The 12,887-nt window shown below is 71.3% G+C and carries 11 protein-coding genes; 9 read left to right on the forward strand and 2 right to left on the reverse strand.

Annotation, left to right across the window (positions count from 1 at the left end):
* The first annotated feature begins 47 nt into the window (after window positions 1-47).
* From HCT63_RS02790 to HCT63_RS02805, 4 genes are all read left to right on the forward strand, one after another.
* A complete protein-coding gene (locus tag HCT63_RS02790; protein WP_167001269.1) occupies window positions 48-1,532 on the forward strand; it encodes a methyltransferase in 1,485 nt (494 codons plus the stop codon).
* Window positions 1,533-1,692: 160 nt separating this feature from the next.
* Window positions 1,693-4,389 carry a type I DNA topoisomerase gene (gene topA / locus HCT63_RS02795; RefSeq protein WP_167001271.1) on the forward strand — a complete coding sequence of 899 codons (2,697 nt, stop codon included), beginning with the start codon at window positions 1,693-1,695 and terminating at the stop codon, window positions 4,387-4,389.
* A 1-nt stretch (window position 4,390) separates the two neighbouring features.
* Complete coding sequence (locus HCT63_RS02800; RefSeq protein WP_167001273.1) at window positions 4,391-5,068, forward strand: hypothetical protein; 678 nt, start codon at window positions 4,391-4,393, stop codon at window positions 5,066-5,068.
* A 20-nt stretch (window positions 5,069-5,088) separates the two neighbouring features.
* Window positions 5,089-6,444, forward strand: a complete 1,356-nt coding sequence (locus tag HCT63_RS02805) for a flavin monoamine oxidase family protein (RefSeq protein ID WP_167001275.1) — start codon at window positions 5,089-5,091, stop codon at window positions 6,442-6,444.
* 156 nt (window positions 6,445-6,600) lie between these two features.
* Here HCT63_RS02805 and HCT63_RS02810 read toward each other — a convergent pair whose 3' ends face one another.
* The gene (locus HCT63_RS02810; RefSeq protein WP_167001277.1) at window positions 6,601-7,269 is read right to left on the reverse strand and encodes a response regulator transcription factor; all 669 of its coding nucleotides are present in this window, start codon (window positions 7,267-7,269) and stop codon (window positions 6,601-6,603) included.
* Window positions 7,266-8,051, reverse strand: a complete 786-nt coding sequence (locus HCT63_RS02815) for a histidine kinase (protein ID WP_208322235.1) — start codon at window positions 8,049-8,051, stop codon at window positions 7,266-7,268. The genes HCT63_RS02810 and HCT63_RS02815 overlap by 4 nt, the downstream gene beginning before the upstream one ends.
* Before the next feature lie 193 nt (window positions 8,052-8,244).
* Between HCT63_RS02815 and HCT63_RS02820 the strand changes: the two genes are divergently transcribed.
* The 5 genes from HCT63_RS02820 (at window position 8,245) to HCT63_RS02840 (ending at window position 12,858) form a co-directional block, all read left to right on the forward strand.
* Window positions 8,245-9,207, forward strand: a complete 963-nt coding sequence (locus HCT63_RS02820) for an ATP-binding cassette domain-containing protein (RefSeq protein ID WP_167001279.1) — start codon at window positions 8,245-8,247, stop codon at window positions 9,205-9,207.
* Window positions 9,204-10,031: an ABC transporter permease gene (locus tag HCT63_RS02825; RefSeq protein ID WP_167001281.1), complete on the forward strand. Its 828-nt coding sequence runs from the start codon at window positions 9,204-9,206 to the stop codon at window positions 10,029-10,031. The genes HCT63_RS02820 and HCT63_RS02825 overlap by 4 nt, the downstream gene beginning before the upstream one ends.
* The gene (locus HCT63_RS02830; protein ID WP_167002266.1) at window positions 10,028-11,266 is read left to right on the forward strand and encodes an FAD-binding oxidoreductase; all 1,239 of its coding nucleotides are present in this window, start codon (window positions 10,028-10,030) and stop codon (window positions 11,264-11,266) included. Before HCT63_RS02825 ends, HCT63_RS02830 begins: the two co-directional genes overlap by 4 nt.
* A 106-nt stretch (window positions 11,267-11,372) precedes the next feature.
* Window positions 11,373-11,597, forward strand: a complete 225-nt coding sequence (locus tag HCT63_RS02835; RefSeq protein WP_167001283.1) for a helix-turn-helix domain-containing protein — start codon at window positions 11,373-11,375, stop codon at window positions 11,595-11,597.
* On the forward strand, window positions 11,590-12,858 hold the full coding sequence (locus tag HCT63_RS02840; RefSeq protein ID WP_167001285.1) for a HipA domain-containing protein: 1,269 nt from the start codon (window positions 11,590-11,592) through the stop codon (window positions 12,856-12,858). The genes HCT63_RS02835 and HCT63_RS02840 overlap by 8 nt, the downstream gene beginning before the upstream one ends.
* Window positions 12,859-12,887 lie beyond the last annotated feature (29 nt).

Raw genomic sequence — 12,887 nt, forward strand, 5'->3', positions numbered from 1 at the left:
TGATCCGAGGTCCAGCGTGGGCGGCACCGCCGCCTACGCTGGACCCCATGCTCCGGGACTCCGACGCCGCCGCCCTACGTGACGCCCTCCGTACCGCGGACTACACGGTCGGGGCGGTCACGGACCTCCTCGGCGCCGACGCCCACCGGGCGCTCATGCGCAACGAGACCACGCCCGGGAGGCGCGCGACCACCGACGGATCCCCGCTGTCGACGCTGACGCGACTGTTTGCGCTCCAGGTGCCGGTGGCGGTCGAGCAGGCCGAGCGTGCGCTTCCCGGCCTCGTCGACGCGCTGTCGGTCGCCGGGATCCTCGAGCGCTCCGTGTCCGAGGTCGCCGCGCGCGTCGACCTGCGGGCGTACGGCGACGACTGGCGCGACTGGTGGGTCGTCTGCGACCTCACCCCTGGTCTCGACGGCTCGCCCCGTACGGTCGGCCCCGAACACGTGCTCGGCATCAGCGAGGCCTCGTCGTCGCTGGCCCAGCTCACCGTCCGCGAGCCTGTCGGCAGTGCGCTCGACCTCGGCACGGGGTGCGGCGTCCAGTCCCTCCACCTGGCGACCCACGCCGACCGTGTCGTCGGGACGGATGTGAACCCGCGGGCGCTCGCGATGGCGCGCCTGACGGCGTCGCTCAACGCCGATGACCCGTCTGTGCCATTGTTCGAGGTCCGCGACGGCAGCCTGCTCGCGCCCGTGCGCGGCGAGACGTACGACCTGATCGCGACGAACCCGCCGTTCGTCGTCTCCCCGGCCACCGGGGAGCGGCTCGTCTACCGCGACTCGGGCCTGCCGGGCGACGAGGTGGTGCGACGGATCGTCACGGAGGCTCCTGCCCACCTCAACCCCGGCGGCTGGTGCCAGATCCTCGCCAACTGGGTCCACGCCGAGGGCCAGCCCTGGACCGAGCGCCTCACCGAGTGGCTGTCCGGCACCGGCTGCGACGCGTGGGTGCTGCAGCGTGAGGTCGCCGACCTGCCGACGTACGTCGAGATGTGGCTCGCCGACGCGGGCCTGCAGGGCGCGCCCGACTACGTTCAGCGGTACGACACGTGGCTGGCGTGGTTCGAGTCCCAGGGCATCGAGGCGATCGGGTTCGGGTGGCTGAGCCTGCGCAACGCCGGCCGTGACGCGCCCGTGCTGCGGCTGGAGGAGTGGCCGTACGAGATCGAGCAGCCCATCGGCCCGCACATCGAGGCCTGGGGTGCCCGCACGGACGCGTACGCCCACGCCACCGACGCCGAGCTCCTCGCGGCACACCTCGTCCAGGCCGACGGGCTGGTCCAAGAGACCGTCGGCCCGGCCGGTGCGTCGGACCCGGAGGTCATCATGGTCCGCCTCCAGCGCGGTGTCCGCCGGGCCAAACAGCTCGACACGGTCGAGGCGGGGCTCGTCGGCGCCTGTGACGGCGATCTCTCGGTCGGGCAGATCATCGACGCGCTCGCCCAGATCCTCGGGCACGACGCCACCGAGCTGCGGGCCGCCACGCTCCCGTCGGTACGCACGCTGGTGGCCGACGGCTACCTGCGCTGACCAGCGGCTCGCGGAGTGACCCGCGACACGACGAAGCGACACCCGTACACGAACTCTTGTGATCACGCGCTACCTTGGCCGCGTCGCGCCTTTGCGACGCACTGCGATCCCCGCGTGGCGGGTGACGCAGGGACTGCACACGACCAGGAGCACCCCACCAGTGACCTCTCTCGTCATCGTCGAGTCGCCGAAGAAGATTGCCCAGATCGCGGGCTACCTCGGCAAGGGCTACGTCGTCGAGGCCTCGTTCGGCCACGTCCGCGACCTGCCCAACGGCGCTGCCGAGGTGCCTGCGAAGTACAAGGGACAGCCCTGGGCGCGGCTCGGAGTCGACGTCGACGGCGACTTCGACCCCGTCTACGTGGTGCCGGCGGACAAGAAGGCGCAGATCGCCAAGCTCAAGAAGCTCCTCAAGGAGTCGGACGAGCTCATCCTCGCGACCGATGAGGACCGCGAAGGCGAGGCGATCGCCTGGCACCTGGTGGAGGAGCTGAAGCCGAAGGTCCCGGTCAAGCGGATGACCTTCAACGAGATCACCCCGCAGGCCATCCAGGCGGCCATCGCCAACACCCGCGACATCAACGAGGACCTCGTCGACGCGCAGGAGACCCGCCGCATCCTCGACCGTCTGTACGGCTACGAGGTCAGCCCGGTCCTCTGGAAGAAGGTCATGTCCGGCCTGTCCGCGGGCCGCGTGCAGTCAGTCGCGACGCGGATGGTCGTCGAGCGCGAGCGGGAGCGCCGTGCGTTCCGCTCCGCCTCGTACTGGGATCTCGATGCCCGCCTCGACGCCGGCGAGAGCAAGGATCCGCGTGCGTTCCCGGCACGGCTGCTCTCGGTCGGAGGCGCCCGGGTGGCGCAGGGCCGTGACTTCGACTCCGAGGGGCAGCTCACCAGCTCCGAGGTCGTCCACCTCGACGAGGCCCGCGCCTCCGCCCTCGCCGACGGCCTGCGCGAGCAGACCTTCACGGTCCTGTCGATCGAGTCCAAGCCGTACACCCGCCGCCCGTACGCCCCGTTCCGCACTGTCACGCTGCAGCAGGAGGCCGGCCGCAAGCTCGGCTGGGGCGCGCAGCGGGCGATGCAGGTGGCGCAGCGCCTGTACGAAGGTGGCCACATCACCTACATGCGTACCGACTCCACGACGCTGTCGCAGACCGCGCTGAACGCCGCGCGGGCGCAGGTCCGCGAGCTGTACGGCCCGGACTACCTGCCGGACGCGCCGCGCACGTACGCCTCCAAGGTCAAGAACGCCCAGGAGGCGCACGAGGCGATCCGTCCGGCCGGCGAGACGTTCCGTACGCCCGCCGAGACGGGCCTGTCGGGCGACGAGTTTCGCCTGTACGAGCTGATCTGGATGCGCACGATGGCATCGCAGATGAAGGACGCCAAGGGCAACACCGCGACCGTACGGATCGGTGCGACCTCGACGAGTGGCGAAGAGTGCGTGTTCACGTCGTCCGGCCGCACGATCACGTTCTACGGGTTCCTCAAGGCGTACGTCGAGGGTGCGGACGACCCCGAGGCGGACTCCGACGACAAGCAGACGCGCCTGCCCGACGTCGCGCAGGGCGACACGGTCACCGTCGACTCGCTCGAGGCAGCCGGCCACACCACGAAGCCGCCGGCCCGCTACACCGAGCAGACCCTGATCGGCGAGCTGGAGAAGCGTGAGATCGGCCGCCCGTCGACGTACGCGTCGATCATCCAGACGATCCTCAACCGCGGCTACGTCTACAAGAAGGGCAACGCCCTCGTCCCGTCGTGGGTGGCGTTCTCGACCGTCCGGCTGATGGAGCGGCACTTCGGGCGGCTCGTGGACTACGCGTTCACGGCGACGATGGAGGATGTCCTCGACGAGGTCGCCGCCGGCCGTGAGGAGCGCCCCGCGGTGCTGCACGGCTTCTACTACGGCGATAATGCGGGCGACACCGGCCTCAAGCGCCTCGTCGACGACCTCGGCGACATCGACGCGCGCGAGCTGTCGACGTTCGAGATCGGTGACGGCATCGCGCTGCGTGTCGGCCGCTACGGGCCGTACCTCGAGGGGCCGGACGCCGACGGCGTGCTCCAGCGGGCCAACGTCCCCGACGACCTGCCGCCCGACGAGCTGACGCTCGACAAGGCCAAGGAGCTTCTCGCCACCCCGGCCGGCCAGGACCGCGAGCTCGGCACCGACCCGGAGACGGGCCTCACCGTGGTCGCCAGGAACGGACGCTTCGGCCCGTACGTCACCGAGGTGCTGCCCGAGGATGCGCCCAAGAAGGAGAAGGCTCGTACGGGGTCGCTGTTCAAGTCGATGGACCTCGACACCGTGACGATCGACGACGCGGTCAAGCTGCTGTCGCTGCCGCGCGTGGTCGGCACCGACCCCGAGAGCGGCGACGAGATCACGGCGCAGAACGGTCGCTACGGGCCGTACCTCAAGAAGGGCACCGACTCGCGTTCGCTGGAGACCGAGGACCAGATCTTCTCGATCACGCTGCCGGAGGCGTTGGCGATCTATGCCCAGCCCAAGCAGCGCGGACGTCGTGCGGCGGCTGCCCCGCTCAAGGAGCTCGGCGACGACCCGGAGTCCAAGAAGCCCGTGGTGGTGAAGGACGGGCGCTTCGGTCCGTACGTCACCGACGGCGAGGTCAACGCGACGCTGCGCAAGGGCGACGAGGTCGACACGATCACGCTGGCGCGTGCGGCCGAGCTGCTCGCCGAGAAACGCGCCAAGGGGCCTGCGAAGAAGACGGCCCGCAAGGCGCCGGCCAAGAAGACCGCGGCCAAGAAGACGGCTGCCAAGAAGGCGCCGGCCAAGAAGACCGCGGCGAAGGCAGCCGCCAAGAAGTCGACCACGAAGAAGGCCTGAGGTGCGCGGGACGGCTGCGGTCCTCGTCGCGCTCGGGGTCCTGGTCGTCGGCTGCGGCGCGACCGACGGATCCTCGGACGGGGAGTCTGCTCAGGCGGCTCCCACGTCCGCGTCCGCACCCACGCCGGTCGGTGGCCAGATCGACCCGGCGGGCTACGAGTCGCCCGAGGCGGTCGTCGCCGAGTCGCCGGTCGCCTTGATCGGTGCCGTGGCCGCGTGGGAGAAGGGACCGCAGGTCGCGCTCGACGGATCCTCCGGCGGAGAGCCCGAGCGGCTCGGCTACTCCGTCCTCGTCGTCGATGTGGACCACATCGTGAAGGACGAGGGAGGACTCGCCGCCGGGGATCGGATCTACGTCCCGGTCGCCGACGAGGTCGCTGCGCTGCGCGCGCTGGCACCGGTCGGGGCGAACGTCGCGTTCGTCGGCGGTGCGGACACCGGGCTCGCGATGTTCGACGCAGACTCGTACGAGGTCTCCGACGCTGACGCCGGTGTCCCGGCCGGCGAGACGTTGCTGTGGGCGAGTCCGCAGGGCGTCGTGCTGGAGACGGAGACGGGTGCGCTCGTCCACGCCGAGCCGTCCGTACGCGACGCCGTGTGGGACGACGTCGCGAGCCTTCCTGCCGAGGAACAGTTCGGGATGGTGGCGCAGCGGCTGATGGCGCTGGCGCGCGGGTGAGCCGCGCATAGGATCAACGCGTGGCGAACGTCGATGTGATCGTGGTCGGAGCTGGTGTCGCTGGGCTCGTGACGGCCGACCGGGTGCGCGCGGCGGGACGCAGCGTCGTCGTGCTGGAGGCGCGTGACCGCGTCGGTGGTCGTACGCTCACCGAGCCCGTCCCGGGGGTGAAGGGCCTCTCGGTCGACGCGGGCGCGGCCTGGGTCGCTCCGGACCAGCGGCTCCTGCGGGCCGAGCTCGCGCGGTTCGGGCTGGAGACGACGCCGCAGGACGGGCCGGGCGACGCGTTGACGTCGCTGCGCGGCAAGTCCCGTCGTTATGCCGCCACCGCGCGGGCGTTCGACGCGGTGACCACCGCCGACGTCGGGCAGGCGATGATGCGCTTCGCGGCGGCCGCCGACCACGTGGACGTCGAGGCGCCGTGGCGCGGCGAGCACGCGGCGCGGTACGACGCGCAGACGTTCGAGAGCTGGATCCGCCGGGTGTGCGTGACGCCGAAGGGCCGCGACTACTTCCGCCTCGTGTGCGGGACCGTGCTGGCCACCGAGCCGCAGAACGTCTCGCTGCTGCACATGCTCTTCTTCGCCCGTTCGGGCGGTGGGCTGCTGCACCTCCTCACGACCGGTGGTGGAGCCCAGGACGCACGGGTCGTCGGCGGCATGCAGCAGGTCGCGCAGCGGCTGGCCGACGGGCTTGGGCGGTGGGTGCGGCTGCAGGAGCCGGTGACGACGATCATGCACGACGCCGACGGGGTCACGGTGCACAGCGAGTCCGGCGCAACCACGGCGCACCACGTCGTCGTCACCGTGCCACCCGCGCTCGCGACGTCCATCGAGTACCTCCCCGGCCTCCCCCACGAGCGCACCCAGCTCGTCCAGCGGATGCCGCACGGCAGCGTCGTGAAGTGCCACGCGGTCTACACGCGCCCGTTCTGGCACGACCTCGCGCTGTCGGGGGAGATCACCACCGACGAGGGGCCCGCGAAGGTCGTCTTCGACACCAGCCCGCCGGACTCCCGGTACGGCGTGCTGACCGTCCTCGTCGAGGGCGACGACGCGCTGCGCCTCGGCGCCAAGGGCCCGGCGCGCGCCCGTACGGAGGTGCTCCGCGGGCTCGCCGAGCACCTCGGCCCCCGCGCGATGGACCCGCAGGCGTTCGTCTCGCACGACTGGACAGCGGAGGAGTGGACGCGCGGATGCTACGGCGCGCACCTGCCGCCAGGGGCGTGGACGCAGGTCGGCTCGGCTCTGCGGGTGCCGGTCGGTCGCATCCACTGGGCAGGCACGGAGACGGCCGAGCGCTGGTGCGGCTACGTCGACGGCGCGATCGCGTCGGGCGAGCGCGTGGCGGCGGAGGTCCTCACCGCACTGCCGTGACGCGCCGTTCGTTGTCGCACCCGCCCCGCGCCCCGCTGCCCGCCGCCGCACTTTGCGTTGGGCCCCACGCAAAGTCGCCGCCCCACCGGAAACACGCGGTGGGGTCCGCACTCTGCGTTGGTCCCCACGCAAAGTGTCCGGCGGTGCCGCCAGGCCTCAAGCCTCGCGCTCGCGCGGGCGGACCAGCCCCGACTCGTACGCGAAGACGACGAGCTGCGCGCGGTCCCGTACGCCGGTCTTGGTCATCGCCCGGCTCACGTGGGTCTTCGCGGTGGTCGGACTGACGACGAGCCGCTCAGCGATCTCGTCGTTGCTCAGGCCGTGCCCGACGAGCGCCACGACCTCCCGCTCGCGCGCGGTCAGGGTCTCGAGGGCATTGACGGAGACGACCTCCGCAGGGCGCGCGACGAACTCGCTGATCAGCTGTCGGGTGATCCCCGGTGACAGGAGCGCGTCGCCGTCCGCGACGACCCTCAGCGCCTGCACGATCTCCTCGGGCTCGGTGTCCTTGACGAGGAACCCGCTCGCCCCCGCGCGCAAGGCGTCGAACACGTACTCGTCGAGCCCGTAGTTCGTCAGCACCACGACGCGTACGGCCGAGAGCCGCTCGTCCTCGACGATGCGCCGGGTCGCCTCGATCCCGTCGAGCACCGGCATCTGCACATCCATGAGGACGAGGTCGGGCTGGTGCATGACGGCAAGGTCGTACGCGGTCGCGCCGTCCTCGGCCTCCGCCACGACCTCGATGTCGTCCTCCGCGTCGAACAGCGCGCGCAGCCCCGTACGGATCAGCGCCTGGTCGTCGACGAGCAGCACCCGGATCACGAGGCGGCTCCGCTGTCGCGGGTCAGCGGCAGCTCGGCGACGACTGAGAACCCTCCGTCCGGTCGGCGGCCCGCGCTGAGGTGCCCGCCGAGGGCGTTGGTCCGCTCGCGCATGCCGATCAGCCCGAGGCCGGGCCGCGCGGGTACGGCGGACGGGTCCGTACGACCGTCGTCGTCCACGCGCACGGTCACCACGTCGAGGCCGTACTCGACGACGACGCGCGCCTCCGCGGCGCCGGCGTGCCGGGCGACGTTGGTGAGGGCCTCCTGGATGATCCGGTACGCGGCGGAGTCGACCTCGGCGGGCACCGTCCGACGTCTCCCGGAGATCCGGAGCCGCGGCTCGATCCCGGCGTGGCTGCTGCGGGCGACCAGACGAGGGAGGTCCTCCAGGCCGTACCCGTTCGCGTGGTCGTCGCGCCGTAGCACGCTCAACGTCTCGCGCAGGTCTCTTGACGCGTCGCCGGCCGCCTCCTGGATGGCCGACAGGGCGACGGGGACGTCCTCGCCGCGCTTGCGGGCCAGGTGTGCGGCGACCCCGGCCTGCATGGTCACAACGGAGATGCTGTGGGTCAGCGAGTCGTGCAGCTCGCGGGCGATGCGCAGCTGCTCCTCGGCGACGCGGCGGCGCAGGACCTCCTCGCGGACCCGCTGGGCCTCGGCGAGCTGCTCCTCGAGGGCCGTCATCCGCGCCCGCCACTGGTACGTGGCGGCGACGGCGACGAGTCCGGAGACGAGCCAGCCCGCCGCGTAGAACCGCTTCCAACCTCGGTCTGTGCGCACTCGTGCACTGTAGGCGACCCTCCGGACCGTCCACATCCGCTGCAAGGAGCATCCGCCACGTCATCCCCAGGGAGTACGTGCGCCCGTCGGCCGCCCCGTACGGGGGCCGCCCAAGTGCCGTCCCGGGGACGACGACGCGGAGGTGTCCGGCGGACGAGCCTGGTGGCCGATCGACACGACGAGGAGACGCGACATGGATGACCCAGCAGCGCCGGCGGTGGAGACCGCGGCGCTCACCAAGGCCTTCGGGACGACGCGCGCCGTCGACGGGCTCGACCTCGTGGTCCCACGCGGCGGCGTGTACGGCCTGCTCGGCCCCAACGGCGCGGGCAAGACCACGACCGTACGGCTGCTCGCCACCTTGCTGCGGCCCGACGGCGGGCACGCACGCGTCCTCGGGCACGACGTGGTCGTTGACGCGGCGGCCGTACGGTCCGAGCTCGCGCTGACCGGGCAGTTCGCGGCGGTCGACGCCGACCTCACAGGGACGGAGAACCTGGTCCTCCAGGCTCGGCTGCTCGGGCACTCACGGCGGTCGGCACGCGCCCGGGCCGACGAGCTGCTCGCCGCGTTCGGGCTCGAGGACGCCGCCGGCCGGCTCGTCGGGACGTACTCCGGAGGCATGCAGCGGCGGCTCGACGTGGCCTCGAGCCTCGTACGGACGCCCCGGCTGCTCTTCCTCGACGAGCCCACGACCGGTCTCGACCCGCGAAGCCGCCGGCAGGTGTGGGACGTCGTCCGCGAGCTGGTCGCCCGAGGGACGACGGTGCTCCTGACCACGCAGTACCTCGACGAGGCGGACCAGCTCGCCGACCTCATCGGCGTCGTGGCCGGCGGCCGCATGGTCGCGACGGGATCGCCGGACACGCTCAAGCGCTCGGTCGGCGGTGACGTCCTCGAGGTCAGGGTGACCGGCTCGACGCAAGCCGTACGCGCGGCCCAGGCGCTCGCCGGGCTCGTCGACGGTGTCGAGCCGTCGCTCTCGTCGCCCGCGGACGACGGGACGGCCGTGCTGTCGGTGCCGCTCACGAGGCCGGTGCGCCAGATCCTCGACGCGCTCGACAGCGCCGGGATCGCAGTCGCCGGGTTCGACGTACGCCGTCCGACGCTCGACGAGGTGTTCCTCGCCCTGACCGACGAGGCGGTGCCGGCATGACCGCCACGTTCCCCGCCGTCCGCGTGTCCGTGCTTGCGGACCCCGCCGAGCCGAGCGTCGAACCGGCGAGCGCGCTGTCCGCCGTCCGTGTCTTCGCCTGGCGCTCGCTGCTCAAGCTGCGTCACACGCCGGAGCAGGCAGCCGACGCGATCCTGATTCCGTTCATCTTCACGGTGCTGTTCACCTACGTCTTCGGAGGAGCGCTCTCCGGCTCGCCGGGGACCTACCTCGAGTACCTCCTGCCGGGCACGCTCGTCATGGGGATCCTGATCATGACGGTGTACGGAGGCCTGTCCCTCAACACCGACGTCAGCCGCGGCGTCCTCGACCGGTTCCGGGCGCTCCCGATCTGGCAGCCTGCCCACGTGGTCGGCACCCTCCTCGGCGACGTCGGCCGCTACGTGGTCGCGGCGACCCTCGTGGTGCTGCTCGGGCTCGTCCTGGGCTGGCGCCCCGACGGTGGGCTGCCCGGAGTCGTGGTCGGAATCGGGCTCGCTCTCGTCTTCGCCTACGCGCTCTCGTGGCTGTGGGCGACCGTGGGCCTGCTCGCCCGGTCACCGCAGGCCGTCTCGATGCTGAGCTTCGTCATCCAGTTCCCGTTGACGTTCGTCAGCAACGCGTTCGTCGACCCCGAGACCATGCCCAGCTGGTTGCAGGGATGGGTCGAGGTGAACCCGGTCAGCCTCCTCGTCACTGCCGAGCGCGCCCTGTTCGCGGGGACGGCCACCGTCGGCGACGTCGCGTGGGTGCTGCTGCCCTCCGCGGCCGTCGTCGCGGTCTTCGCCCCACTCACCCTCCACCTCTATCGAAGGAAGACAGCATGAGCACGTACGGCACACCTGACACCGTGGTCCACGCCCGCACCGCACGCGACGTCGCCGGCGCGATCCACCACGCCCGCGACACGGGCATCACGCTGACTGTCCGCAGCGGCGGGCACAGCATCGCGGGGCTCAGCACCGCCGACAGCGGGCTCCTGCTCGACGTTCGCGGTCTGAACCGCATGACCGTGCTCGACCGCTCGCGGGGCCTGGTCCGGATCGGGACCGGTGCCACCTGGGGGATGGTCGCGGCACGGCTCGCCCCGTACGGGCTGGCGATCACCGCCGGCGACACGGCGAGCGTCGGCGTCGGCGGCCTGACGCTCGGAGGCGGCATCGGCTGGATGGTCCGCCGGTACGGCCTGGCGGTCGATGCCGTCGTCGCCGCGGAGATCGTGACCGCCGACGGGCATATTCGCCGCGTCGACGCCGACCACGAGCCCGAACTCTTCTGGGCATTGCGCGGCGGTGGGGGCAACGTCGGTGTCGTGACGAGCCTCGACCTCGAGGCCGCGCCGGTCTCGCGGGTCGTCTTCGGCGCGCTCTCGTACGAGGTCCGCGACCTCGACCGCCTCGTCCGCGGGTGGCGCGACCACCTGCAGACCAGCGACGACCGGCTCACGACGATCCTGGCACTGACACCGGCGACGCCCATGGGCCCCGCCGAGGCCGTCGTCCAATGGTGCTTCGCCGAGCCGGACGAGGCGGCGGCCTCGAAGGCGCTCGCCGGTCTGCGACAGATCGGCACGGTCGTCGGCGATGCCGCCGCCGTGGTCCCGTACGCCGACGTCCTCGAGGAGCACGAGATGCCCGAGGGGATGCAGGTCGCGATGCGCAACACGCTGGTGCCGACCCTCTCCGACGCCTGCATCGACGACGCGCTCGCCTTCGCCGCGCAGACGCCCACGGTGCTGGTGCTCCGCGGGCTCGGAGGCGCGATGGGCTGGGTGCCGGACGACGCGATGGCGTTCGCCCACCGCGACGCCGAGGCGATGGTGCTGGCGGCGCGCATGGCACCTCCCGGGGCGCCGGCGCCGTCCCTGGACGGGCCGGAGGACGACTGGGCAGCGGTGGCACGTCACGGGACCGGCTCGTACGTCGGCTTCCTCGACGACGCGGGGGCTGAGACGGTCGTGAGCGTCTATCCTCCGGCGACGTACGCCCGGTTGGCCGCGGTCAAGCGGGCGTACGACCCGGACAACCTGTTCCGGCGTACGCACAACGTCCCGCCCGCCTAGCGTGTGCGTTCGGACTCTTCACTAGGTGATCGAACGCGCACTTTTGCTATTGTGATCGAACGCGCACTTCTATGAAAGTGGCCGAGCGATCACGAGAGGCGACGGGATGCAGGTGTTCACCGCGACGGACGTCGGCGCCGCTGTCCGTGCCACGCGCCGCGAAAAGAACCTCAGCCAGGCCCAGCTCGCCGATCGCGTCGGGGTGTCTCGCGAATGGGTGAGTCGCTTCGAGCGAGGTCGAGCACGGGCTGAGCTCCAGCTCGTGCTCGATCTGCTCGATGCCGTGGGTCTGCAGGTCGCACTCGAGCCGGGCGAGGGTGACGATGCCTGAGAAGGCGCTCGAGATCTACCTGGACGGAGAGCACATCGGGCGCCTCGTCGAGGCTGCCGGTGGCGCGCTCAAGTTCTCGTACGACTCCGGTCGCACTCCCACCGACGTCCCGCTCTCACTCTCGATGCCGACCACCGCCACCACCCACCAGAACCGCGTCGTACGGGCGTACCTGGACGGCCTCCTGCCCGACAACGACCAGGTGCGTCGTCGGTGGGCCGAGGAGTACGGCGTCTCCGCACGCAACCCGTTCGCGCTGCTCCGACACGTCGGACGGGATGCAGCGGGAGCGATCCAAGTGATCCCGCCAGGAGATGATGTTTCGGATGCGGCCGAGAGCCAGGGAGACATCGACTGGCTCGACGAATCCCGACTCCATGACCTGCTCGAAGCGATAGCGCGTCACCCGGACGACTGGGGAGGGATGCAGCGCAGCGGCCGCTGGAGTCTGGCGGGTGCCCAGTCGAAGGTCGCGCTCTTCGGTGAAGCCGGGCGATGGGGGACGCCGCGAGATGCGACCCCGACGACGCACATCCTGAAGCCGGCGATCTCGGGATACGAGGGCCACCACCTGAACGAGCACCTGTGTCTGCGAGCGGCTGCCGAGGCCGGACTCCGCGCCGCCCGAACGACCCTTCTCGTCCACGACGAGTGGGACATCGTCGTCTCTGAGAGATACGACCGGGAGAAGCGCGGCGCGCGGTGGCGGCGTCTTCACCAGGAGGACCTCTGTCAGGCGCTGGGGCAGCCTCCCGAGAAGAAGTATCAGGCCGACGGGGGACCGGGGATCGCCGAAGTCGGTGCCCTCTTCTCGCGGCTGCGGGGGTCGGCTCGTGCCTCGCTCACGAGGGACTTCTTCGACGCCCTCGCCTTCAACGTCCTGATCGGTGCGCCGGATGCACATGCGAAGAACTACTCCGTCATGCTCGGACGACGCGGTGCCGTCAGCCTGGCACCGCTCTACGACGTGGCCAGCATCGTGCCCTATTACCCGGGTGACCCCGTCATGTCGGCGATGAAGATCGGGGACGCCTGGGAGACGTCGAAGATCGGAGTCTCCGACTGGGCGAAGGTGGGTCGTCAGCTCGGGCTCCGCGATGATGCCGTCGAGGAGCGGCTTTCACGCCTGACTCGCGTGCTGCCCGAGGCCTTCGAGCGCGCCGCGACGACTGACATCCCCGACACGCTGCGCGCACAAGCCGCCGAGATGGCGGACGCGATCACCCAGCACGTCCGCCGAGTCGGCACGTCGTTCCTGTAGTCACCTGCTCCGGCAGCCGATCCCGTACG

Source organism: Mumia sp. ZJ430 (assembly GCF_011751845.1).
In the GTDB taxonomy this organism is placed as follows: domain Bacteria; phylum Actinomycetota; class Actinomycetes; order Propionibacteriales; family Nocardioidaceae; genus Mumia.

Coding starts and splice junctions, on each gene's coding strand:
- HCT63_RS02790 (WP_167001269.1), top strand. CDS start 48: ATGCTCCGGGACTCCGACGCCGCCGCCCTACGTGACGCCCTCCGTACC.
- HCT63_RS02840 (WP_167001285.1), top strand. CDS start 11,590: ATGCCTGAGAAGGCGCTCGAGATCTACCTGGACGGAGAGCACATCGGG.
- HCT63_RS02835 (WP_167001283.1), top strand. CDS start 11,373: ATGCAGGTGTTCACCGCGACGGACGTCGGCGCCGCTGTCCGTGCCACG.
- HCT63_RS02825 (WP_167001281.1), top strand. CDS start 9,204: ATGACCGCCACGTTCCCCGCCGTCCGCGTGTCCGTGCTTGCGGACCCC.
- HCT63_RS02830 (WP_167002266.1), top strand. CDS start 10,028: ATGAGCACGTACGGCACACCTGACACCGTGGTCCACGCCCGCACCGCA.
- HCT63_RS02820 (WP_167001279.1), top strand. CDS start 8,245: ATGGATGACCCAGCAGCGCCGGCGGTGGAGACCGCGGCGCTCACCAAG.